This window comes from Sphingomonas sp. CD22 (assembly GCF_034556155.1).
GTDB lineage: Bacteria > Pseudomonadota > Alphaproteobacteria > Sphingomonadales > Sphingomonadaceae > Sphingomonas.
In genome coordinates this window covers 232,914-256,822 of the sequence record NZ_JAYDYX010000006.1, presented here as the reverse complement: position 1 = coordinate 256,822, position 23,909 = coordinate 232,914, and the positions used below count along the sequence as shown (strand labels likewise).

At 68.8% G+C, this 23,909-nt stretch carries 20 protein-coding genes; 13 read left to right on the top strand and 7 right to left on the bottom strand.

The genetic code is table 11. From position 1 onward, the window contains the following. Window position 1 precedes the first annotated feature (1 nt). Window positions 2-1,282 (bottom strand): efflux RND transporter periplasmic adaptor subunit, encoded by a 1,281-nt coding sequence (locus SFC76_RS13695; RefSeq protein WP_322849983.1) that lies wholly within the window; start codon window positions 1,280-1,282, stop codon window positions 2-4. A 42-nt stretch (window positions 1,283-1,324) separates the two neighbouring features. On the opposite strand from SFC76_RS13695, the gene SFC76_RS13690 reads away from it, so the two are divergent. Together SFC76_RS13690 and SFC76_RS13685 are read left to right on the top strand one after the other, a co-directional pair. Further along, window positions 1,325-2,626, top strand: a complete 1,302-nt coding sequence (locus tag SFC76_RS13690) for a sigma-54-dependent transcriptional regulator (RefSeq protein ID WP_322849982.1) — start codon at window positions 1,325-1,327, stop codon at window positions 2,624-2,626. Further along, window positions 2,616-3,794 carry a HAMP domain-containing sensor histidine kinase gene (locus SFC76_RS13685; protein WP_322849981.1) on the top strand — a complete coding sequence of 393 codons (1,179 nt, stop codon included), beginning with the start codon at window positions 2,616-2,618 and terminating at the stop codon, window positions 3,792-3,794. Before SFC76_RS13690 ends, SFC76_RS13685 begins: the two co-directional genes overlap by 11 nt. Here the strand turns inward: SFC76_RS13685 and SFC76_RS13680 are convergent. Further along, window positions 3,757-4,746, bottom strand: coding sequence for a bifunctional helix-turn-helix transcriptional regulator/GNAT family N-acetyltransferase (locus SFC76_RS13680; RefSeq protein ID WP_322849980.1), 990 nt, complete (start codon window positions 4,744-4,746; stop codon window positions 3,757-3,759). The genes SFC76_RS13685 and SFC76_RS13680 overlap by 38 nt on opposite strands. A gap of 141 nt (window positions 4,747-4,887) precedes the next feature. Between SFC76_RS13680 and SFC76_RS13675 the strand changes: the two genes are divergently transcribed. Beyond that, on the top strand, window positions 4,888-5,343 hold the full coding sequence (locus tag SFC76_RS13675) for a hypothetical protein (protein ID WP_322849979.1): 456 nt from the start codon (window positions 4,888-4,890) through the stop codon (window positions 5,341-5,343). A 100-nt stretch (window positions 5,344-5,443) separates the two neighbouring features. Continuing rightward, window positions 5,444-6,100: a CPBP family intramembrane glutamic endopeptidase gene (locus tag SFC76_RS13670; protein WP_322849978.1), complete on the top strand. Its 657-nt coding sequence runs from the start codon at window positions 5,444-5,446 to the stop codon at window positions 6,098-6,100. Here the strand turns inward: SFC76_RS13670 and SFC76_RS13665 are convergent. From SFC76_RS13665 to SFC76_RS13645, 5 genes are all read right to left on the bottom strand, one after another. Beyond that, the gene (locus SFC76_RS13665; RefSeq protein ID WP_322849977.1) at window positions 6,068-7,138 is read right to left on the bottom strand and encodes a LacI family DNA-binding transcriptional regulator; all 1,071 of its coding nucleotides are present in this window, start codon (window positions 7,136-7,138) and stop codon (window positions 6,068-6,070) included. The two genes, SFC76_RS13670 and SFC76_RS13665, sit on opposite strands and share 33 nt — an antisense overlap. Beyond that, window positions 7,138-8,625, bottom strand: a complete 1,488-nt coding sequence (locus SFC76_RS13660) for a tryptophan halogenase family protein (RefSeq protein ID WP_322849976.1) — start codon at window positions 8,623-8,625, stop codon at window positions 7,138-7,140. Before SFC76_RS13660 ends, SFC76_RS13665 begins: the two co-directional genes overlap by 1 nt. Next, on the bottom strand, window positions 8,622-9,632 hold the full coding sequence (locus SFC76_RS13655) for a cupin-like domain-containing protein (RefSeq protein WP_322849975.1): 1,011 nt from the start codon (window positions 9,630-9,632) through the stop codon (window positions 8,622-8,624). The genes SFC76_RS13660 and SFC76_RS13655 overlap by 4 nt, the downstream gene beginning before the upstream one ends. Further along, window positions 9,625-10,326, bottom strand: a complete 702-nt coding sequence (locus SFC76_RS13650) for a SapC family protein (RefSeq protein WP_322849974.1) — start codon at window positions 10,324-10,326, stop codon at window positions 9,625-9,627. The genes SFC76_RS13655 and SFC76_RS13650 overlap by 8 nt, the downstream gene beginning before the upstream one ends. Window positions 10,327-10,460: 134 nt before the next feature. Further along, entirely contained in the window at window positions 10,461-13,481 is a 3,021-nt protein-coding gene (locus tag SFC76_RS13645) for a TonB-dependent receptor (protein WP_322849973.1), read from the bottom strand. Window positions 13,482-13,679: 198 nt separating this feature from the next. Here SFC76_RS13645 and SFC76_RS13640 point away from each other — a divergent pair, with 198 nt between their 5' ends. From SFC76_RS13640 to SFC76_RS13600, 9 genes are all read left to right on the top strand, one after another. After that, the gene (locus SFC76_RS13640) at window positions 13,680-15,980 is read left to right on the top strand and encodes a beta-glucosidase (protein ID WP_322849972.1); all 2,301 of its coding nucleotides are present in this window, start codon (window positions 13,680-13,682) and stop codon (window positions 15,978-15,980) included. 67 nt (window positions 15,981-16,047) lie between these two features. Continuing rightward, window positions 16,048-17,241, top strand: coding sequence for an MFS transporter (locus tag SFC76_RS13635; RefSeq protein WP_322849971.1), 1,194 nt, complete (start codon window positions 16,048-16,050; stop codon window positions 17,239-17,241). A gap of 106 nt (window positions 17,242-17,347) precedes the next feature. Then, a complete protein-coding gene (locus SFC76_RS13630; protein WP_322849970.1) occupies window positions 17,348-18,340 on the top strand; it encodes a sterol desaturase family protein in 993 nt (330 codons plus the stop codon). Next, window positions 18,337-19,020 carry a hypothetical protein gene (locus tag SFC76_RS13625; protein WP_322849969.1) on the top strand — a complete coding sequence of 228 codons (684 nt, stop codon included), beginning with the start codon at window positions 18,337-18,339 and terminating at the stop codon, window positions 19,018-19,020. Before SFC76_RS13630 ends, SFC76_RS13625 begins: the two co-directional genes overlap by 4 nt. Window positions 19,021-19,136: 116 nt before the next feature. Beyond that, on the top strand, window positions 19,137-20,060 hold the full coding sequence (locus SFC76_RS13620; protein ID WP_322850048.1) for a LysR family transcriptional regulator: 924 nt from the start codon (window positions 19,137-19,139) through the stop codon (window positions 20,058-20,060). 162 nt (window positions 20,061-20,222) lie between these two features. Further along, window positions 20,223-21,317 carry a putative urea ABC transporter substrate-binding protein gene (locus SFC76_RS13615; protein WP_322849968.1) on the top strand — a complete coding sequence of 365 codons (1,095 nt, stop codon included), beginning with the start codon at window positions 20,223-20,225 and terminating at the stop codon, window positions 21,315-21,317. A gap of 187 nt (window positions 21,318-21,504) precedes the next feature. Then, window positions 21,505-22,323: an ABC transporter permease gene (locus tag SFC76_RS13610; protein WP_322849967.1), complete on the top strand. Its 819-nt coding sequence runs from the start codon at window positions 21,505-21,507 to the stop codon at window positions 22,321-22,323. Next, a complete protein-coding gene (locus SFC76_RS13605; RefSeq protein ID WP_322849966.1) occupies window positions 22,320-23,096 on the top strand; it encodes an ABC transporter ATP-binding protein in 777 nt (258 codons plus the stop codon). The genes SFC76_RS13610 and SFC76_RS13605 overlap by 4 nt, the downstream gene beginning before the upstream one ends. Then, window positions 23,093-23,902: an urea amidolyase associated protein UAAP1 gene (locus tag SFC76_RS13600; RefSeq protein ID WP_322849965.1), complete on the top strand. Its 810-nt coding sequence runs from the start codon at window positions 23,093-23,095 to the stop codon at window positions 23,900-23,902. Before SFC76_RS13605 ends, SFC76_RS13600 begins: the two co-directional genes overlap by 4 nt. Window positions 23,903-23,909 lie beyond the last annotated feature (7 nt).

Below are 23,909 nucleotides of genomic sequence, written 5' to 3'. Positions count from 1 at the left end.
CCTAGCGGATGTTGAGGATGTCGCCCTTCACGGACGCGGTGCTGCTGGTGACGATGCGGTCGCCGGGGGTGAGTCCGGAGAGGATCTCGACCTGTTCGGGATTGCGCCGCCCGGTGCGGATCGCGCGGCGGCGGGCATGCGCGCCATCGGCGTCGACGACGAAGACGGACGCGCCGCCGCCCGATTCGAGCCAGCCGCCGACCGGCGCGACCAGCGCGGGAATGGTGCTGCCCAACGTGATGCGGGTGTCGAGCGTCTGTCCGCGGTTCAGCCCGGTAGGCGCGGCGTCGAAGGTCAATTCGACGCGGAACCGCCCGTCCTTGACGCTCGGCAGCACCTTCGAGACGGTGAGCCGGATCGCATCGGCCCGCGCCGTCTGGCCGACGCGGACGCGGCCGAGATAATATTCGTCGACATCGGCCTCCAGCTTCCACGATCCCTCGCTGTCGACCTGACCCGCGGGGTCGCCGGGCTTGAGCGTCTGGCCGGGCTGGATGATGAAATTGGTCAGTCGGCCGGCGACGGGCGCGCGGATGACCAGCGCATCGAGGCCGGCGCGCACCGCCGCCAGATTGCTGGTCAGGCGGCCGCGCGTATCCTCCAGTCGCTGCCCCTGCGTGGCGGTGATGCGCGCTTCCGCCGCGCTGCCCGAGCGCAGCTGCGCCAGCCGTTTCGCCTGATACTCGGCTTCGGCGGCATAGCCCTTGATCCCCTCGTCCGAGAGGAAGCCCTGATCGTGGAGCTGCTGGCGGATCGACAGGTCGCGGCGCGCCTTGATGAGGTCGTAATTCGCCTGCGCCACCTGTCCGGCGCGATCGAGCCGGTTGCGCGCGATGCCGAGATTCTCGCCCGCCACGCCGCCGAGCTGGCTGGCGATCTGCGCCTCGCGGGTGAGCACGTCGAGCTTGAGCGAGGGGTTGGCGAGGCTGGCGAGCGGCTGCCCGTCGGCGACCATCGCGCCGTCCTGCACCAGCAGCTTCTCGACCTGCCCGCCCGACAGGACGCCGACCAGCGTGGTGACGCGCGGCGCGACGGTCGCGCGGACCGGCAGGTAATCGGCGAACGGCGCGCGGCGGATCGTGTCGGTCTCGATGTCGGCGGCGGCGACGTTGGTCGATCCGCTCGCCGGCAGGACGCGCCACAGCGCGAGCGCGCCGAGGACCAGCGCCACCACGATCCACGTCGCGCGTCGCCGCCACCAGCGGGCGGGGCGGCGTACCACCCGGCGGTCCATCGCGGCTCCGGGCAAAGCGGTTGCTTGTGTCGGCTGATCGGTCATCATGGCGCCAGTGTCGCCGATCATGGCCGGAAAGCCTAACCCACTATGACTGAACGATTTTCTGACGATCAGGCGGAGCGTGACCGTCCGGTTTCGGACGCACCGTCCACGAATGGACGGTCGCAGGACGCGTCAATCCTGCTGATCGACGACAATCCGGACATCGCCCGCGCGATCGGCATCGCGCTGCGGATCGCCGGCTATCGGTTCGATACGGCGAGCGGGCCGGAGGAGGCGTGGTCGCGGCTCGCGCAGCGGCGCTATGCGGCGATCCTGCTCGACCTCAACTTCCGCGCCGGGGCGGTGGACGGGGAGGAGGGGCTGGCCTGCCTGCGCCGGATCGTCGCCGACGATCCCGCCGCCTGCGTGATCGTCATCACCGCGCATAGCGGCATCCGCATCGCGGTCGCGGCGATGCAGGCGGGCGCGCGCGACTTCCTGATGAAGCCGTGGCGCAACGCCGATCTGATCGCCAAGATGGAGGCGGCGATGAAGCAGCGCCCGGTCGCGGCGGCCGCGCCGGCGCATGCGGCGGGTGCCGAGCCGCCGCTGGCGCTGATCGGGGAGAGCGCGGCGATGCACGCGTTGCGCGCGCTGATCCGCCGCGTCGCGCCGATCCCGGCCGGCATCGCGGTGACCGGTCCGCCGGGCAGCGGGCGGACCCTGGTCGCGCGGGCGATCCATGCGGCGTCGCCGGCGGCGGGCGCGCCGGTCACCCGCATCGACCTGCGCCGCGACGATCGCTGGGACCGGGTGGCGGCGGCGGACGGTGCGGCGGGCGGGGCGGTGATCCTGCGCTATGCCGATCGCCTCGACCGGATCGAGCAGGAGATGCTGCTCGACCATCTCTCCGCGGCGATCCCCTGCATCACCGTCGGGGAGACGATCGCGCCGCTGATCCCCGCGCTGCGGCGGCGGCTGGCGACGATCGAGGTGGCCGTGCCGCCGCTCGCCGCGCGGGGCGAGGATGCGGTGCTGCTGGCGCGCCACTTCGCGCGCATCGCCGCCGACCGGTTCGGCAAGCCGGGCGCGCGGCTGACGCAGGCGGCCGAGGCGGTCGTCCGATCGACGGCGTGGGCCGACGAGGTGCGCGGGCTGGCGCTGGCGGTGGAGCGGGCGGTCGTCCTCGCCGACGATGGCGTGATCGATGCGGCATTGCTGGAGCCGACGCCATCGGTGCCGGTGCCGGTCGTCGCGGGCGAGGCGAGCTTCGGCCTCACCGATGCGGAACGCGCGCTGATCGAGGCGGCGCTGCGCGAGCATCGGCATAACGTCACCCATGCCGCCGCCGCGCTGGGTCTCAGCCGCGGCGCGCTGTATCGGCGGATGGCGCGCTATGGCCTATAGGCGCGGCTGGCGCGCGCTCGGCTGTGCGGCGGCGCTGGTCGGGTGCGGGATGGCGGCCGATGCGGCATGGCGCGCGGGATTGTGGGGGACGCTGGCGGGGGCGCTGCTGGCGGCGGTCTGGCTCGCCGCGCTGACGTGGTGGCTGGTCGTGCGGCAGTATCCGGTCGCGGCGGGCGAGACCGAGGCGGGCGGCGACGGAGCGGCCGATCGCCTCGTGCTGGATGCCGCGCCGACGCCGATGGTGATGATCGACGGCGGGCGCGCGCGCGCCCTCAACCGCGCCGCGCGACGCCTGTTCGGCACCGACGACCGCCTGCTGCCGGTGCCGCAGGCGCTGGTCGACGCCGACGCCAGCCACCTGCGCCATGAGGGCAGGCAGTGGCGCATCGACCGCGTGATGCTGGGCGGCCTCGCCAGCGAGCGGTCGGTGGCGGCGCTGATCGACGTCGAACAGGAGGAGCGTGTCGCCGAAGCGCGGGCGACCGCGGAGATGATCCACGTCCTTGGCCACGAGCTGCTGAACGGTCTCGCGCCGATCGTGTCGCTGGCGGAAAGCGGGGAGGCGGCGCTCGGGCGGCCGGACCTCGACCCCGCGCTGCTCCGCGAGATCCTCGGCACCCTCGCGCGGCGCGCCGAGGGGTTGCAGCGGTTCACCGAAGCCTATCGCGAGCTCGCGCGGCTACCCGCGCCGCGGCTTGCGCCCGTGCCCCTGTCGCGGGCTGCCGACGATCTGGCGCGCCTGTTCGCCGGACGATGGCCGCAGGTCGCGCTGGACGTGCGGATCGAGGACGGTCCCGATTGGCCGTTGGACCGCGATCAACTGCATCAGGCATTATGGGCGGTCCTGCAGAATGCCGCGGAGGCCGCCACTGCCGATCGCGGCCCGGATGCCCGCGTGGCGCTGACGATCCGCTACGCCGGGACGGAAATGGTCGCCGAGGTGCAGGACAATGGCGGCGGCGTCACGCCGGACGATGGGGCGCGGATTTTCCGGCCGTTCCATACGACCAAGCCGGAGGGGACCGGCATCGGCCTGAGCCTCGCTCGCCATATCGCACTCGCGCATGGCGGGTCGCTGGTCCTCCTGCCCGTCCGGCCGACCACCTTCCGGTTCGCCGTGCCGTCCCCGATCACGGCCGCGGCGCGGGCAAGCCCTCGGTTGGCCTGACGTAGCGCATCGCGACGTTGCAGCGCGCGTAGCGCCTGCCGAATTCCTCCATGATCCCCGCATCGTGCCGGAAGCCGAGCTTCTCGTAGAGGTGGATCGCCGCCGCACTCTTGGCGTTGCTGAGCAGATAGAGCCGGTCGCATCCCAGCGCATCGGCGCGCGCGATGATCGCCGCGAGCAGGAACTCCCCGGCCTTGCGACCGCGCGCCGTGGCGAGCACGCCCATCTTGGTCAGCTCGAACTGGCGCTCGCCGGTCTTCTGCAACGCGCAGGTGCCGACGATGCCGAGTTCGGGGTCCTCCACGAACAGGATGTCGCCGCCCGGCGCGATGATCCGCGCGCGGGGTTCGCGCAGCACGTCGATGTCGGTCTGCTCGAGCTGGTACATATCCTCGATCCACGCGGCGTTGATGCGGTAGAAATCCGCCGCCAGCGCATCGGTGAAGCGGCGGATCGCAAGGCCGCCATGCGGACGTCGCTCCAACGGTCGATCGGCGAGCGCGCGTTCGGTCGTGGCGATGAGGTCGAGCAGCGCGGGCGCGTCGCAGACCTCGTCGACCGCGGCGCGCAGCCGCGGCCACAATACGGTCGTCGCCAATTCCATCGCCTCGCGCCCCGCGGGCGTGAGCGCGATCATCTTGCTGCGCTGGTCGCGCGCGTCCCGGCTGGTCTCGACCAGGGTCAAATCGAGCAGACGCGCGAGGATGCGGGTCACCGCGGGCTGACTGATCCCCAGCATTTGTACGGCATCGCCCACGGTCATCGAACCGCGTCGGTACAGCGCGGTGAGCAGCGGCATCTGGCTGGGCTGCGTCGGCAATCCGCACTCCGCGGCGATCCGCTCGGCCCCGCCCTGCAACCGCTCGGCAAGCCGCTTCAACCGACTGCCCAGCATCACCGCACCTTCGAGAGCGAGCACGTCCTCCATACGATCCTCCACAACATCTAGCATGTCGCGTTATATAGCGTGTTATGATGCTCGCAAGTCGGGCGGTGCCGTCGTTCGCACAGGTGGATGTGGGGAAACACACTTCGCATTGCCTATCGGCAATCTCATTCTATACCTTACAAGCGTAAACCGGGGGGTGGACGAATGACGGCAGCGATCGTGCTTCTTCTGTGCTGGGCCGCCCTGCTGGTCGCGGGAGACATCCCTGTCGGCCGTGTCCTACGCCGCGTCATGGTGGATATACCCGCCACAGCCGCAAACCGGCTTAAACCCGCGCATGTCGCTCTGGCGATCGTCGTCACCGTGTTGGTCGTCCTGCACGTCAATGCGGGCGACGGCGATCCGATCCGGATGGTCGCCCTGTTTGCTCCGGACGTGGCGCTATGGCTCTCCGGCATCGAACTCGGTGCGCTCATCGAAGCATCGATCGGTGTCTTTGCGGCGGTGGCAGCCCTGGGCAGCGCCGCCAAATCGGCGTCGTCCGCAATGCCACGCCATCCCAAGAACATGGTGACTCGGGCTCGTCGTGGGCCGCGCCGCAGCCGTATCCTGCCAGCAAACGATGATGAGGACGGGAGGCAGTTCGCACGCGCGAACTGAGCTGAAATGCTCGTCGGTGGCGGCCTGTCCGCCGCCCGGCGCCACGCCTTCCGTCCTCACGCCGCATCGATCACGATTCGGCCTAAGCTACAGGTGCATCTTGCTGGATCATCTTCTCGCCGTCCTGCTCCTTCTCGTCGTTCCCGCCCGCGCCCTTTGGCGCAGCCGATCGGGGCGGATATCCACCGGCAGCAAAACCGCCCGATACCTGACCGTCATCGGCATGGTGGGCGGGATGCTGACCCTTCTGGCAACCGATTGGCTGATGACGGGTCGATCCATTCACGCGCTCGGTCTCGGCATTCCTACGTCGATGCCGGCATTGATCGGGCTCGGTCTCGCGGTCGTGCTACTGGCGATATTGGGATTGAGCAGACGCGATCCGTCCACGACCCTGCGGCCGGACGTGGAAGCCGTCCGACGCGAGCTGTTTCCCGACACGCCGGGCGAGATGCGACTGTTCCTGCTCGTCACCTTGGCGGCGGGCGCGGGATGGGAAATTCTCTACCGCGGGTTCCTGTTGTTCTATTTACCCTCGACGACCGGCCTTTCGGGCGCCGTCATCATCTCGGCGGGCGCCTATGGCGCGGCACATGGCTTCAAAACGGCCAAGCACTTCGTGGCGAGCATCGTGTCCGCCCTGGCCTTCACGATCGGATATGCCGTCACCGCCAGTCTGTGGTGGCTGATGGTGCTGCATATCGGTTTGATGCTGTTGGGCGCGCTAGCCGGCAGGGCTGCCGGCCGGCTTCGGTGATGCCGTCGAGCCGCGTACGGCCAGTCCCACCGGGACGATCGTCGGGCCGTCGGGGAGGGTGCGGCCGGCCTGTTCGGCGATGATTAGTTCCACCGCGCGTGCCGTCACGTCGGCGATCGGCTGGACGACCGCGGTCAGCGCCGGATGGGTGAAGCGGACGATCGGCGTGTCGTCGAAGCTGATGACCGATACGTCGGACGGCACGTCGAGACGACGCTCGCGCAGCAGCTCCAGCGTCGCGAGCGTCATCTGATCGTTGCTCGCGACGATCGCGGTGGGGCGCGGCGACGCGTCGAGCAAGGCGGCGGCGGCGCGGCGGCCCGAGGCGAAGCTGAAATCGCCCTCGGCGAGCAGGTCGCGGGTCGGCAGGCCGGCGGCGGCCATCGCGCTGCGCCAACCGGTGACGCGCCAGCCGCTGAGTTCATATTCGGCGGGGCCGGCGATGAAGCCGATCCGCCGGTGGCCGAGCGCGATCAGATGCTCGGTCGCGAGGCGCGCCGCGCCCTCGTCGTCCATGGTCAAGGCGAAGCCGCCGCCCGGCTTGAGCGAGCCGATGCGCGCGAAGCTGATGCCATGGTCCTCGAGCAGGCGGGTGATCAGCAGGTTTTCCGAATGCGGCGGCGTGAGGATGACGCCATCGGGTTGCAGCGCGGCGATCGCCGCGAGCAATTCGCGCTCGATATGGTCGCTGTGGGTGTCGACCAGCTCGATGATCATGCGATAGCCGTGTTCGGCGCAGGTGAGCATGCCGCCGAGCAGCATCTGATCGACCCAGTCCGCGCCCTGACGGCTGCGCCAGTCGGCGATCGTCCGTTCGCGGTCGTTGAGCGCCAGGATCAGATGCGAGCGCGATCCCCCCATGCGCTGCGCGGCGATCGAGGGGACGTAGCCGAGCTTGGCGATCGACGCCTGGACGCGCTGCGTCATCTCGGGCCGGACGTTCGGTTCCTTGTTGATGACGCGACTGACCGTCTGGAGCGAGACGCCCGCATCCGCCGCGACGTGGCGGATGGTGACGGCCTGGCGACGGCGGACCATCAGGCGGCGTCGGGCGCCACGCCGCAATATTGCGCGACGTAGGCGGCATGGGGCGGCAGGCCGCGGACCGTGGTCGCGACGTTCTGGCGCAACGTCGAGAGCAAGCGTGCCATGTCGTCGTCGCCGAGCTTCGCGGCGATCGGGTGGTGGCTGCGCGGCACGATGCCCTGGCCCAGCATCACCTGCACCCAACTGTTCTCGGCGAACAATTCCTCGTTCTTGCGGAAGACGCGGCCGGTTTCGCGGAACAGCTCGATCTTCTGGGCGAGGCTGTCGGGGATGGCCATCGTCGCGCACTGCCGCCAGAACGGGCTGTCGCGGCGTTCGGTCACCTTATAGTGGAGGATCAGGAAGTCGCGGATCTGCAGCATGTCGGTATGCTGCTGGTCGTTGAATTCGGCGATGTCGCGGGGGCTGACGTCGCCCGCCGGCATCATCCGGATCAGCCGCAGGATCGCGCGCTGGATCAGGTGGATGCTGGTCGATTCCAGCGGCTCCATGAACCCGCCCGACAGGCCCAGCGCGATACAATTGCGATGCCATTGCCGGCGCCGCGCGCCGGTGACGAAGCGGATGCGGTTGGGCTCGGTCAGCACCCGCCCCTCGACATTGCCGAGCAGGCGGGCGAGCGCCGCGTCGTGATCGAGATAGCGGCTGCAATAGACGATGCCGTTGCCGACGCGATGCTGCAGCGGGATGCGCCATTGCCAGCCGGCATCATGCGCCATCGCCCGCGTGAACGGCACCGCCGGGGCGACGCTTTCGGTCTGCACCGCGATCGCGGCGTCGCAGGGCAGGTAATGCGTCCAGTCGTCGAAGCCGGTGTGCAACGCCTGTTCGATCAGCAGCGCGCGGAACCCGGTGCAATCGAGGAACAGGTCGCCCTCGATCCGCATACCCGAATCGAGCAGCAATGCCGCGATGTCGCCGCTTTCGCCGTCGAGCTGGACCTGCGCGATCCTGCCTTCGACCCGGCGCGCGCCGTCCGCCTCGGCCATCCGGCGCAGGAAGCGGCCGTACAGCCCGGAATCGAGCTGATAGGCGTAGTTCATGCGCTCGTCGGGCAGATGCGCGAACTTGCCCTCGCGCGCGGCGATCAGCTCGAGGCAGTAATCGTCATAGGGCTGGCCGTGGCCGCGGGTCTGGCCGTCGAGCCAATAATGCTGGAAGCCCGCGGCCCAATGGTCGGTGCCGGTCAGGCCGAAGGAATGGAAATAGCTGTCGCCGGCCTGCTTCCATCCGTCGAAGGCGATGCCGAGTTTGAACGTCGCCTGCGTCGCGCGCATGAAATCGGCTTCGTTGATGCCGAGCAGACGGTTGAAGGTGATGAGCGGCGGGATCGTCGATTCGCCGACGCCGACGGTGCCGATCGCATCGGATTCGACCAAAGTGACCGCGGCGGCGCGCCCCATGACGCGGGCGATCGCGGCGGCGGCCATCCAGCCCGCGGTGCCGCCGCCGGCGATGACGATGCGGCGCGCCTTCATCGCCCCAGCGCCCGCAGCAGGAAGGCGCGCAGCCGCCCGGCGGTTTCAGGGGTCAGCGGCGCGAGGATGCTGCGCGCGCCCTCCGGGATATGCGCCGAGACGGCCGCGTCATCCTCGAAAACATAATGGTCGAACATCTCGCGCCAATGCCTCTTCTGGTCTTCGGGAAGGTCGCGGATGGCGAGGATCGCATGATTGAGCGCGTCCTGCGGCTGACCCAGCCAGCGCGGGCTCGACCGCCACCAGTAATTGACCAGGACGTTGAACGACGCCAGCCCCTCGACGTGATGCCACCACATCGCCGGCACGTAGAGCGCGTCGCCGGCGTCGAGATCTGCGACGATCGCATGGTCGAGCGCGTCGCGGAACCGCGGATGCGCGGCGAAATCGGGGGCGTGGAAATCGACCATGCTGACCGCGCGGCCCGCGGGCGTGTTGTCGATCGGGCCGAGATACAGGTTGCGGAACTGCTCGCGCGGAAAGAGCGTGAAGCGGCGGCGGCCGACCGCGACGCAGGCGAGATTGTCGGGCACGTCGTTATGCGCCGCGATCCGCGTCCGCGTTCCCATCCAGATGCTGACGAGCGGGTCGCGCGTCCCGAGATCGACGTGGTTCGCCTCGTGCAGGCCGTGGAAGAAGTTGAGAAGGTCGATCGACGCGAGATAGATGGTGCGGGCGTCGTCGTTGGCATCGATATGCGCGAAGATCTCGTCGAGCTTCGACTGGAAGGTCGCGAAGTTCATCCCCATCGCATCGTCGTAGAACAACCGGCCGTCGCTGCCCGGCGCGCCCACCGACACGGTGAACGGCACGTCGCGGCGGTGCGCGAGGATATAGCGGCGCGCGTCCTGCGCGGAGCGGCGACCCGCCTGGACCAGCGGCCAGTCGCCGACGAGGTTGCGGACGACGAACGGCCGGTCGGCGGCGCGCAGCCTCGCGTCGAGGTCGGCGGCGTCGACCACCGCCACCTCGGGCACGCGGGGCAGCGCCGCGAAGATGTCAGCCATGCGCCAGCGTCGCATTCTTGCGGGCGATCAGCGCGGGCAGATTGCCCTGCGATGCCAAGGCCATGAAGATCGGCAGCAGATGCCCGTCGCGATGCAGGTCGTCGAGCGCCGAGGCGGTCAGGCCGCGCAGCCGATCCTCGTCGATGACATGGAAGCCGACCAGCCGGTTGACCGAGCCGTCGTCGAGCGGCACTTCGAGCGTCAGCGGTTCGAGCAGTTCGTGCCGGTCGAGCGCGGCGAAGAAGCCGGCGCTGTCGCGATAGCCGGCGTCGAGCGCGCCGAGCTGCTCGATCATCGCGGCGAGCCGGGGCGAGGGCTGGCCATCGGGGTCGAACAGCAGGTCGCCGTCGCCGATCCGCGGGCTGGCCATATCGATATGGACCTGCGGCCCCTGCGCGCTCGCACCGATCAGCAGCGGCTGGATCGCCATCGCCAGCGGCACGTAGCGCGCATCCCAGCGGCCATCGGCAAGGTAGAGGTTCTCGTCGTTCTCGAACCCGAACATGGCGAGCGCGAGCGTGCTGCCGTCGGCCAGGTTGCGGCGGAACAGGATGAGATATTCGGACTGCACGCGCCGGAATTCGTCGGGGACGATCAGGCAGCTCATCTGCGCATCGCCCAGCGCGGCGCTGCGTTCGCGGCGGATCCGCGTGCCGGCGTGCGCTGCGGCGGTGAGGATGGCATGGTCGGGCATATTCGATCCAATCCCGTGGGTCAGGCGCCGTGGCGGCGGGCGCGCAGGCTTCGTCCTATCTACCGACACGGCGCCGACAAGACGAAAAGAGCCACCTCTTCACAGAGATGGCTCTTTCCGTCGGCACGGGTCGATCAGAAGTTGAACCGAACGCCGCCGGAGTAGCGCGCGTCCTGCTTCGCCACGAAGGTGACGTTGCGGTCCGAACGACGATGCCCGCGGCGATCGGCGCCGGTCAGGTTGATCGCCTCGGCGAAGACGGTCAGGCCGGGCACGAACTGCCAGCTGATCGTGCCGTCGAGCTGGCCGTACCCTTCCGTATAATACGGATTGATGCCGCCGCCGGACAGGAACTGCGCCCGCCAATTGTACGATGCGCGCGCCTGGAAGCCGTTCTTGTCGTAATAGAGCGTCGCATTGGCGCTGTCGGAGAGGCCGTTGATTGCGAATTGCGACGTGCTCGCCGGCAGCAGGTTGTTGTAGTTCCGGTTGCCGTTGACGATCGTATAGTTGAGCTGCGTGCCGAAGCCGGTCTGCCAGAAGCTGTGCTGGATCGCGAATTCGAAGCCGTTGATCGTCGCGGTCTGGTCGCTGTTGAACGGCGTCGAGATGACGAAATTGACCGGCGCGTCCGCGGCGGTGCCCAGGATCGTGCCGTTGACGACGCTGCCCGGGTAATTGGCGCCGATATAGTTGCGGATGTCGGCGAAGGTCGCATTGGCGCCGAGCGCGGCGATCGCCGCCTGATAGCGCGGGCCGTTGGCCGGGTTGGTCAGGTTGAACGCCGGGCCGTTGAGCTGGGTGACGCCGATGTAGTTCGACACCTGTTTGCGGAAATAGCCGACCGACATGTAGCTTTCGGGCGTGTAATACCATTCCGCCGACAGATCGATGTTCTTCGACTTGTAGGGCACGAGATTGGGGTTGCCCTGCGCACCGGTGCCGCCGCCGACGCGGAACAATTGGTCGAGCGTCAGGCCGCCTTGCAGCGAGCCGTAATCGGCACGCGTGATCGTGTGGCTGTACGATGCGCGCAGCTTGACGTTGCGGATCGGCTGGACGTCGAAGTCGACCGACGGCAGCCATTCGTCATAGCCGCCCGAGAAGGTGGTGAAGGCGCTGTTGCCCGAATAGACGATGTTGAATTCGTTCTGCGAATTCTGCCGCGTCCCGGTCGGGATCGGCACCAGCGCCGAGGATTTCACCGTCGTGTTCTCGTAGCGCAGGCCGGCGATCAGATGCGCCGGGTTGGAGAACAGGTCGAACTTGTTGTTGATCTGCAGATACGGCGCGACGGTCTTTTCACGGATGCGGCGATCGGTGGTGTAGGGGGTGAGGCAATTGCCGTCGCCGCCGCAGATGCCGTAGGTCGAATCGAGCAGGCCGACGACCTGTTCGAAATTATAGCCGTAGAATTGCTTGGCGATGTCGGCGCTGCCGACCCCGCCGACGCCCTTGAACTTGCTGGGGATGTCGATCAGCTTGAAGATGTCGTCGGGCAGCAGCGCCGCCGCCGCCGCACGCTGCGCCGCGCTGTCGCCGCCGGTGCCGCCCCAGGTGTCGTTCTGCAACACGCCATAGGCCGAGCGCACCTTGTTGTCGGTGAAGGTGAAGCCGAAATCGATCGAATCGAGGAAGCTGCCGCTGTGGTCGTAATGCCCCTTCAGCTGGGCCTGGTTGATCCGGTCACGGAAGTAGGAATTGCGGAAGGCGTTGCCGGTCGGCACGATCAGCGACGCGTTCAGCGGGTCGATGCCGGGCTGCATCTGATAGGAGATCACCGGCAGATCGTTGTCGAAGTTGATCGTCTGGTTGGCGACGCCGAAGATCGCGGTGCCCAGCGAGTTGCTGTTGCCATATTTGTTGGTCGGCTTCGATTCGGCGGTCGAATGATGCGCGTCGAGCGCGACGGTGACGCCGCCTGGCGCCTCCCAGGCGAGGTTGGCGCCGAGCGACTTGTTCTCGGTCCGGTATGCGGTCAGCGCGCTGGAATAGGACAGGTCCTTGGCTTCCGCCGCGGTGAACCGCTCGGTGTAGAAGCGCGGGCCGGCGACGGGGCCGTCGGTCCAGGACGACGAGGTGTCGTTGTGGTTGAACCAGATGCCGACGTTGGCGTTGCGCGTCTTCACCTCGTTGCGCGAATAGGTGTAGTCGATGGTCGCGACCAGCGTGTCGGTCGGCTTGGCCTGCAGCACCAACTGGCCGTTGATACGCTCGCGGCTGATGTCGTTGACGTCGTAGGAGGCGTTCTGCGGCACTTCGTAGACGCTGGTGGCGCTCGGGCGGTTGGTGATGTTCGCCGCACGCGGATCGCCGGGCTGCGCGAGCGAGCCCCAATTGTTCTCCGACCCCAGATAGCCGTCGCGCCAGCCGACATTGGCCTGATTCACCGAGGCGCGGCGCTTCTGGTAGACGCCGTTCGCCAGGATGCCGATCCGGTCGTCGGCGAAGGTGGTCGAGAAGATGCCCGACACTTCGGGCGTGATGTCGTTCTTGCCGTTCTGCGAGGTGTCGATGACGCCGCGCGCCGCGACCGAACCGCGCGTGCCGACCTTGTCGAACGGGCGGGGCGTGCGGATGTTGATCGTCGCGCCGATGCCGCCCGAGGGAACGCTGGCGCGGCCCGATTTGTAGACCTCCAGCGCGGCGATGCCTTCGGAGGCGAGGTTGGCGAAGTCGAACGCGCGCGAGCCCGGCGCGCTGTTGCCGTCGCCGATCACCGCGGTCGGCAACTGGCGGCCGTTGAGCACGACGAGATTGTATTCGGGGCCGAGGCCGCGGACGGTGACGAACGAGCCTTCGCCGTTCGACCGGTCGATCGACACGCCGGTGATGCGCTGGAGCGATTCGGCGAGGTTGGTATCGGGGAATTTGCCGATATCCTCCGCCGAGATCGCGTCGACGATACCCTGGCCGTCGCGCTTGATGTCCGCGGACGCGCGCAGCGAGGCGCGGATGCCGGTCACGACGATGTCGCCGGTGGTGTCCGGTGTGTCCGTGGGCGTCGCGGCCTGCGGTTCGATCTGCGAGGGGCCGGTGTTGCCGAGCGTGGCGGCCGCGTCCTGCGCGGCGGCGGTACCCGGCAGGGCGACGAGAGCGGCGGTCGAAACCCCGATGGCGAATTGCGAAAGCAGGCGAGCCCGGACGCGGCGCATGATAATCCTCCCCGATGACAGGCGCGGCGATCCCGCGCTCTTGAGAACGTTCACTTCATGGATAAGCCGTTGTCTGTCAAGCGCATCCTGACGACGACCCGTCCCCGTTGTGAACGTTCTCTTATTATGCTTTGAAGGGCGCCATGCCTGCAAAGGGCGACAGGCCGGCGGCGAATGCGTCGGCGACGGGAGGAATGCATGAAGCGATTTTGGACAAGGTGTGCGTCGGCGACGATCATCGCGACGGTCGGGCTGACGACCGGCGCGCCCGCCGCGGGTGGCCGCGTGGCGAAGCCGGCACCGGCGTCGGCACCGGCACCGGCACCGGCACCGGCGGCGGCGCAGGGCGCGGCGGCGCGGGCGCGCGCGGATGCGATCGTCGCGCGGATGACGATCGACGAGAAGATCGCGCTGCTCCACGGTCTGTTCCCGCCGATGGCGGCGGGCAAGTCGAGCAACGAACTGATCCCGTCGGCGGGCCATGTCGACGGCATCGCGCGGCTGGGCGTACCGCTGGTGCGCGAAAGCGACGCGTCGCTCGGCGTCGCCAACCAGGTCGAGCAGCGCAAGGGCGACGTCGCCACCGCGCTGCCGTCCGGCCTCGCCACCGCGGCGAGCTTCGATCCCGCCATCGCCCGTGCCGGCGGCACGATGATCGGCGCGGAGGCGCGCGCCAAACGGTTCAACGTGCTGCTCGCCGGTGGCGTCAACCTGACGCGCGATCCGTGGAACGGGCGCAATTTCGAATATCTCGGCGAGGACCCGCTGCTCGCGGGGACGCTGGCCGGCGAGCATATCGCGGGCGTGCAGAGCAACCGCATCGTCTCGACCGTCAAGCATTTCGCGCTCAATGCGCAGGAGACCGGGCGCACCGTCGTCGATGCGCGGATCGGCGAGGCGGCGTTCCGGATGAGCGACCTGCTCGCCTTCGAGATCGCGATCGAGAAGGGCCAGCCGGGATCGGTGATGTGCGCCTACAACAAGGTCGGCGGCGACTGGGCGTGCGAGAACGGCCATCTGCTCAACGACGTGCTGAAGCGCGACTGGGGCTATCACGGCTGGGTGATGAGCGATTGGGGCGCGGTGCATTCGACGGTGAAGGCGGCGAACGGCGGGCTCGACCAGCAATCCGGGCAGGAGCTGGACAAGGCGATCTATTTCGGCGCGCCGCTCAAGGCCGCGGTGGCGGCGGGGCAGGTGTCGGGCAAGCGGCTCGACGACATGGTCGCGCGGTATCTGACCGGGCTGATCGCGACCGGCGCCTATGACACGCCGATGCCCGCCACCGCGCAGACCCCGCCCTATGCCGCGCATGCCGAGGTCGCGCAGCGCGCCGCCGAGGCGGGCATCGTGCTGCTCAAGAACGAGGGCGGCGTGCTGCCGATCGCGCGCAGTGCGAAGCGGATCGTGGTGATCGGCGGCAATGCCGACGTCGGCGTGCTGTCGGGCGGCGGATCGTCGCAGGTGCGCTCGGTCGGCGGCGCACCGGTGGAGATCCCGCTCGCCACCGGCGGATCGGCGTCGTTCGCGCGGATCACCTATCACGCGTCCTCGCCGCTCGCCGCGCTGCGCAAGGCGCTGCCGGGGGCGCAGGTGACGTGGCTGGACGGCCGCAACTTCAACGCGACGATCGACGCGGCGAAGGGGGCCGATCTGGCGATCGTCTTCGCCACCCAATGGACGACCGAGGCGGAGGACGTCCCCGACCTGCGCCTGCCCAACCAGCAGGACGCGCTGATCGCCGCGGTCGCCGCCGCGCAGCCGCATATTGTCGCGGTGATGGAGACCGGCGGGCCCGTGCTGATGCCGTGGATCAAGGCGGTGCCCGCGGTGGTGCAGGCCTGGTATCCCGGCCAGCGCGGCGGCGAGGCGCTGGCGGCGATCCTGACCGGCGCGGTCAACCCGTCGGGGCGGCTGCCGATCACCTTTCCCGCCGACGCATCGCAGCCGCCGCGCCCGCGCCCCGTCGGGCTCGACCGCCTGACCGGACTCGAGGCGGAGGCGGCGGCCAATCCGGCGGTGGCATCGCAGAAGACGCTGGAAAGCTTTCCGGCGGATTATGTCGAGGGTGCCGACGTCGGCTATCGCTGGTATGAGAAGAAGGGGCTGACGCCGCTGTTCCGCTTCGGTCACGGGCTGAGCTACACCAGCTTCGCCTATCGCAACCCGGTGGTCGCCGGCGGCGCGCGGCTGACCGTGACGTTCGACGTCGTCAACACCGGCCAGCGGGCGGGTGCCGACGTGCCGCAGATGTACGTGGCGCGCGAGGATGGCGGCGCACCGATGCGGCTCGCGGCGTTCACGCGCGTGACGCTGAAGCCGGGCGAGACGCGCCGCGTGACGCTGACCGCCGAGCCGCGCATCGTCGCCGATTACGACACGAAGCTGCCGGGGTGGCGGATCGCGGCGGGGCGCTATCGTGTGGCGCTGGCGCGCGACGCGGGCGACCGGACGATCGTGTCGAGCGCGACGCTGCAAGCGACGACGATGAAGCCGTAAGGAAAACCACGAGGCAAAGCATAAGGTTGTCGCCGGGGCGCATCGCGGGCAGGATCGCCACGCCACGATGCCCACCGCCGCCGCCACTCTGCCCACCCGCCTGTTCCTGATCGTCTTCGCGCTGGCGAACGTCGGCGGGGTGATCGCCTATCTGCCGCTGCTGACGCTGTTGCTGCCGCTCAAGGTCGAGGCGCTGAGCGGGGCGGCGCGGATCGGGGTGTTCACCGCCTGCATCACCGCGGGCGCGCTGTCGGCGAGCGGCGCCAACGTGCTGTTCGGCTGGCTGAGCGACCGGTCGCTGCGGCGCGGCGGCGGCCGGCGGCGATGGATGGTCGGCGGCATCGTCGGCACCGCGGCGAGCTATGCCGCGGTCGCGCTCGCGCAGACGCCGGTCGCGCTGGTCGCCGCGATCGTCGCCTTCCAGTTCGCCGTCAACGCGCTGCTCGCACCGATGATGGCGATCATGGCGGAGGAGGTGCCCGACGCGCAGAAGGGCATCGCCGGCGGATTGCTGTCGCTCGGCAGTCCGGTGGCGTCGGCATTCTCGGCGATCCTGGTCGGCGGTGCGATCCTGCCGGAGGCGGCGCGGCTGGCGCTGGTGCCGGTCGTCGTCACCGCCTGCGTGCTGCCGCTGCTGATCGTGCGCGGCGCACCGTCGGCGGCAATCGCGCCGCATGCGCCGGTCGCGTCGTCGCGGCGCGATCTGGTGATCGCCGGCGTGTCGCGACTGCTGGTGCAGGTCGCCGCGGCGGTGACGCAGGCGTATCTGCTCTATTATTTCGAGAGCATCCTCGGCGGCGCGGCGCGCGGCGACCTGCCGGCGCGGATCGGCAGCCTGCTGGTCCTCGTCTTCGTCATACCCTTGCCGATCGCCGTGCTGCTCGGCCGCCTGTCGGACCTGACGTGGCGGCGGACGCCGTTCCTGCTGATCGCCGCCGCCGTCGCGGTCGCGGGGCTGCTCGGCATGGCGGCGGCGCGGGACTGGACCGGCGGCGCGATCGCCTTCGGCGTCTACGTCACCGGCTCGTCGGTGTTCGTCGCGCTGCACGCCGCCTTCGCGATGCAGCTGCTGCCCAATCCCGCGCATCGCGGACGCGACCTCGGCCTGTTCAACCTCGCCAATACCTTCCCCTCGCTGCTCGGGCCGCCGCTGACCTGGATGCTGGCGGCGCCGCACGATTTCACCGCGGTGCTGCTGCTGCTCGCCTTCCTGACCGGCTGCGGCGGGCTCGGCATGCTGCGCGTGCGGGCGCTGCGCTGAACGGCCAAATCGCCCCTTAACAGCCCTTTATACGTCTGATGACGTATGACGCTGCGGCGCGTCTTCGGCCATTCTCCACGCGGAACTAGGCGGTGCGAGGGTGCAGATGGACGGTGTTCGCGTGGGCAAGCGGGTGATCGGCGCGCAGGCGCCCGTCACGGTCGGATGGGACAATATCCCCAGGGTCGAGGGCGGCCCGCTGAGACAATTCTTCTTCACCTGGTTCCAGCCGACGATGCTGTTCGCGCTGCTCGCCTTCTGGTTCTACGCGCCCAACAGCATCGCCAAGGCCTCGACCGCGGTCGCCATCGGCGTCGGCTTCAAGCTGTTGCTGCTCGGTCTCGAATGGCTGGTGCCGCGGCATGAGAGCTGGCGGCTGACCTGGAAGGAGCTGACCAGCGACCTCTTCTACGTCGGGCTCGGCTTCACGATGCTCCGGATCGTCGAAAGCTATATCGGCGACGGCGTCATCATCGAGGCGGTGCAGCATTCGTTCGACTGGGACAAGCTCGCCTGGTTCACCGGCTTGCCGCTCCTGCTGCAAGCCTTCCTGATCTCGTTCGTCTTCGATTTCGGCCAATATTGGATGCATCGCGGGATGCACAATTGGCACCCGCTGTGGATCGCGCATGCGCCGCATCACTACATCACGCAGCTCAACGTCAACAAAGGCGCGGTCGGCAACCCGGTGGAGCTGTTCCTGATCGGGCTGGGCGTCGGCGGCTTCTTCGACTTCGTGCCGCGCGCGGTCCTGCTCGCCGGCGCCTTCGGCCTCGCCGTCGGCACCTATCAGCATATCAACGTCCGCTTCAATTCGCCGCGCTGGTGGCGGTTCATGTTCAACACCACCGAGCATCACAGCGTGCACCACTCGCAGGACTTCGAGGCGAGCCGCAGCAATTATTCCAACACCTGGGTGATCATCGATCGCATGTTCGGCACCTGCGTCGACGGCGAGGCGGAGTTGCTGGGGATGGAAGGCGGCCGGCCGATGTCGATCGGCGAGACGATGAGCTTCACCTTCGTGGAGGGCTGGAAGAGCGTCAAGGCGCGGTTCGCGCCGGCCTCTTATGGTCAGCAGGCGGTGCCGGCCGAATGACCGCCGCCACGTCGGCGGCGGCGGCCGCGACCACACCGCCGGGCGCCGCGCACGCCGATGCGCCCGCAGCACCGAACTGGCATGCGCGGCTAACCGACTGGATCTGGCACGTCCGCGGCAGCGTGGCCCTCGCCCCGGGCCAATCGGCGGACGAGGCCTTCGACCGGCTCGATCCGCTGTTCCGCCAGACCGGCACCAGCCGCGCGCGGACCGGCGATACGCTGACCTTCAGCAAGAAGGATGCGGCGGCGCAGGACAAGATGGTCGTCTTCACCGACGGCGTGCTGCGGGTCGATGCCGGCGACGCCGGCCCGGTGCTGCGCTATCGGCTGACGAGCCGCGCCTTGCTGTTCTGCTTCCTGGCGCCCTTGCTGTTCCTCTTCTTCGCGCAATCGACCATCGTTCTGGCGAAGCTGGACAAGCCGAAGACGGAGGCCAAGGACAAGAAGCCCGACGCGAAGAAGACGCCCGCGCCGCTCAACCCGATCGACAAGGCGCTGGGCGCGCCCGCCCCGGAGAAGCCCAAGAAGAAGGGCGGCGACGACGACAAGGACAAGAAACCGTCGCCGACCCCGGGCTATGTCTTCGCCGGGATCTTCGCGGCGCTGTACGTGATCGGGCGGGTCTTCGAGGCGCGGCGGATCAGGGCGTTGTTCGCACGAACCCTGCTCGACGCCTGACCTGCCGATCCGCCCCGCCGGTTTCCGCGGTCCGGCAAGGCCGTTGCGCATGAGGGGCGCAGGGCTAAAGGTGCGCCGCACGGGGTTGCGGAGCTGGCCATTTGATCGACGACGTGATGCTGCCTGACAAGACGTTTGCCAGCCGCGTCGACTGGAACCTGCTGCGCACCTTCGTCGAAATCGTCCGCGCGGGCGGCATCGGCGCGGCGGCGCGCAAGCTGAACAAGCAGCAGCCGAGCATCAGCGCCGCGTTGAAGCGGCTGGAGGAGCAGGTCGGCGTCCAGTTGCTCAACCGCTCCGCGGGCGGGGTGGAGATGACCGCGGCGGGCACCGCCTTGCTCGCCTTGTGCGAGGAGATGCTGGAGGCCGCCCGGATGGTGCCGCATCAGGTCGCGCAGGCGACCAAGCGGATCGAGGGGGTGGTGCGCATCCAGCTCATCTCCGCGGTGACCTCGGTGGAATTCGACGAGGCGATCGCCAGCTTCCACCGCCGCAACCCCAATATCCATATCGAGATCCGCGTGTCGCCGTGGCGGGCGGTGCTCGATGCGCTCGAGCATGGCGAGGCCGAGATCGGCGTCGGCTATGACAGCAACGTCCGCGGCGGGCTGATCTACGAACCTCTGCTGGTCGAGCGCCAGCAGCTATATTGTTCGCGCAGCCACCCGCTGTTCGGCCACCGCGTCGAGCGGCTCGGCGACCTCAAGGACGAGGGCTTCGTGCTGACCGGCGAGGACGAGCTGGAGACGATCACCCGCCTGCGCCGCCGCTATCGGCTCGGCACCCGCGCCACCGGCCGGGCCGAGGATATCAACGAGGCGATCCGGCTGATCACGCTCGGGGTCGGCATCGGTTTCCTGCCGGTCCTGGCCGCCGAGACCGCGGTCGCCAAGGGGAAGCTGTGGCCGCTGCTCCATCCCGATACCGAGCCGTCCTACGACATCTTCCTGCTCGCCCGCGCCGAGCCCTCGCGCGATACCGCCACCCAATTGTTCTTCGACGAGGTGATGCGCCGCCACCGCGCCCAGCGCCGGGCATAGATACGGTCTATGCCTTTCATCGGAATTTTGTCTCTTCATTGATGATGCGCACCGCGGCAACCTCCTTGGCAACGGTAATGCATTGATGTGCTGATGATTTCACCGGTTCCGTGACACGGGGCCGGCGGGTCGGGCGGCGTCGGAATACGAAGGGGACGCTGAATGGTGGATCGAGCGTGGCGCAGCGGCGTCGCCGCGATAGCGGCTTTGCTGGCTCTGGCCGGCTGCGACAGCAAGCCGGCGGGATCGGCGGCCGGGGTCGGCGCCGTCAAGAAGGACTTTACGATCGGCTGGTCGATCTACACCGGCTGGATGCCGTGGCCCTACGCCCAGCAGGCCGGGATCGTGAAGAAATGGGCCGATAAATACGGCATCAGCATCCGCGTGTTGCAGGTCAACGACTATGTCGAATCGGTGAACCAATATGCGGCCGGCAAGCTCGACGGCGTCACCGCGACGACGATGGACGCGCTGACCATTCCCGCGGCGGGCGGCAAGGACACCACCGTCTTGCTGATCGGCGATTATTCGAACGGCAACGACGGCGTCGTGCTCAAGAACGGCCGGACGATGGCCGACATCAAGGGCCGGTCGGTCAAGCTGGTCGAACTGTCGGTGTCGCACTTCCTGCTCGCCCGCGGCCTCGAACTCAACGGACTGAAGCTGGGCGACGTCAAGACGGTGAACACCGGCGACGCCGATATCGTCGGCGCCTTCGCCTCGCCCGGCGTCACCGCGGTCGCCACCTGGAACCCGCAATTGGCGACGATCCGCGCCACGCCGGGGGCGACCGAGGTCTTCGACAGCTCGAAGATCCCCAACGAGATCCTCGACACGCTCAACGTCAGCACCGAGACGCTGAAGGCCAATCCGAACCTCGGCAAGGCGCTCGCCGGCATCTGGTACGAGACGATGGCGATCATGACCCGCACCGACGCGACGGGGCAGGCCGCGCGCGCGGCGATGGCCAAGGCGGCCGGCACCAGCGAGGCGAGCTTCGACGAACAGCTCAAGACCACGCATCTGTACGCCCGTGCGCAGGACGCCGCCGCCTATGCGGAAAATCCCGATCTGATCACGGTGACCGATCGCGTGCGGCAGTTCAGCTTCGCGCACGGCCTGTTCGGGCCGAGCGCCAAATCGGTCGACGCGATCGGCATCAGCTTCGCCGGCGGCAAGTCGCTCGGCGACCCCAAGAACGTCAAGCTGCGCTTCGACCCGAGTTACATGAAGCTCGCCGCGAGCGGCAAACTGTAGCGGCGCCTCGATCGATCGACGGACGCCGCCGGGGTGCCGCCCCGGCGAACGGCGCGGCGTGCCCGCGGGCACGGCTGGGATTTGGCAACACGATGGGTCTGAGAACGAACGACATGGATCGGAACGACATGGGTCAGAACGACATGGATCGGAACGTCGTGCATCCGGCCGGGGCGCGGCATCGGTCGTGAGGCGGCTGGTCGACATCCGCCCGCAACGGGCCTCGCGGCTGTTGCTCGGCGCGCTGCCGATCGTCGCGCTGCTGCTCTTCTACCTGCTCGCCTCGGAAGCGCGCCATGCCGACAATCCTGCCGACAAGGTGTTGCCCACCTTCGCCGCGATGGCGCAGGCGGCGCATGATTTCACCACCCAGCGCGATCCCGCCAGCGATCGCATCGTGCTCGTCGCCGATACGATCGCCAGCCTCTATCGTCTCGGCCTCGGCCTCGCCATCGCCACCGCGACGGCGCTGTTCCTCGGCCTGCTGCTCGGCACCGTACCGCTCGCCCGCGCCCTGCTCGGGCCGATGGTCGCGATCATCGCGGTGATCCCGCCGGTCGCGGTGCTGCCGATCCTGTTCATCGTGCTCGGGCTGGACGAAGCCTCAAAGATCGCGCTGATCGCGATCGGCATCGCCCCGTTCATGACGCGCGACCTCACCGGCTTCGTCACCGGCCTGCCCGCCGAACAATTCGCCAAGGCGCAGACGCTGGGCGCCAATAGCTGGCAATTGGCGATCCGCGTGGCGTTGCCGCAGCTGATGCCGCGGCTGATCGAGGCGTTGCGCCTGTCGATGGGGCCGGGCTGGGTGTTCCTGATCGCGGCGGAGGCGGTCGCCTCGGACGTCGGGCTGGGCTATCGCATCTTCCTCGTCCGCCGCTATTTCGCGATGGACATCATCCTGCCCTACGTCGCGTGGATCTCGCTGCTGGCGATCCTCGCCGATGCGCTGTTGCTGTTCGTCAGCCGCCGCGGCTTCCCCTGGGCGCATGGTGGCGGCCGATGACCGCGCTTCTCGAATTGCGCGACATCTGGGTCGAATATGGCGACAAGATCGTCCTCGAACGCGTCTCGCTCCAGCTTGCCGAGGGCAGTTTCGTCGCGGTGGTCGGGCCGTCGGGGGCGGGCAAGAGCACCTTCCTGCGCCTCGTGCTGGGGCAGGAGGCGCCGACCCGCGGCCAGGTGCTGCTGGACGGCAGGCCGATGCGCGCCGAATGCGGCCCCGATCGCGGCGTCGTGTTCCAGCGTTATTCGGTGTTCCCGCACCTCACCGCGCTCGGCAACGTGCTGTTCGGGATCGAGTGCGCGCAGGCGCCGGTCGCCGCGCGGCTGTTCGGCGCGAAGCGGCGCGCGGCACGCGACCTCGCCATCGAGATGCTCGCCGCGGTCGGCCTCGAACACAGTCTCGGCGTCTATCCCGCGCAGATGTCGGGCGGGATGCAGCAGCGGCTGGCGATCGCGCAGGCGCTGGTCAAGCACCCGCGCATCCTGCTGCTCGACGAACCCTTCGGTGCGCTCGATCCCGGCATCCGCCTCGACATGCACGCGCTGATCACCCGGCTGTGGCAGGAGCACGGGCTGACCATCGTGATGGTGACGCACGACATCGGCGAGGCGTTCAAGCTCGGCACCCGGGTGCTGGCCTTCGACAAGCGGCGCCACGACCCGCACGCCCCGCATCGCTTCGGCGCGACCGTGACCTACGACCTGTCGCTCGACCGCAAGAATCCGCCGCCACCCGCGCTCGTCGCGGACCTGTCCGGGAGACTCCTCGCATGACGACCAGTACCGCCCAACCCTCCGGCGCGCGCGATCACGCGCGGGCGATGGCGGGCACCCGCGTCGAGGCGATGCCGACGCTGCCCGCCGCCGCCGCCGACGCGCCGGGCGCGGTGACCTGGGAAGAGACGATCGCGGCCGGCGGCTATGCCTCGCGGCGGATCGCCCGCGGCACCCGGCTGCGGCTGATCGACGTGGCGGGGGATGGCTGTGCCGCGCTGCTCGCGTTCAACGCCGAGATGCCGAGCGAGCGGCTGAACGTCGCCGACACGCTGAAGGTGCAGTGGAACGGCTATCTCGGCGCCGGGCGGCTGCTGCTGTCGGACATGGGGCGGGTGATGATGAGCATCCTCGCCGACGACGCGGGCACGCACGACGCCTTTTGCGGCGCGTCGAACGCGGCGTCGAACGTGCGCCGCTACGGCGACGGCGGCAATTACGGGCCGCATCCCAGCGCGCGCGACCGGTTCATGCTCGGCGTCGCCAAGCACGGGCTCGGCCGCAAGGACGTCCATCCCTGCATCACCTGGTTCAAGGGCGTCCGCATCGCCGCCGACGGCACCACGCAGGCCGAGATCGGCCCGTTCGCGCCGGGCCGCACGCTGCTGCTGCGCGCCGAGATGGAGCTGATCGTGGTGCTCGCCAACTGCCCGCACGTGCTCGATCCGCGCCCGCGCTACACCGTCACCCCGGTGCGCGCGACCGCGTGGCGCGGCGCGCCGGCGGCGGCGGACGACCCGATCCGCACGTCGACGCCCGAAGGCCTGCGCGCCTTCCTCAACACCGAAGACGTCTACGCGCGCTGAAGGACCA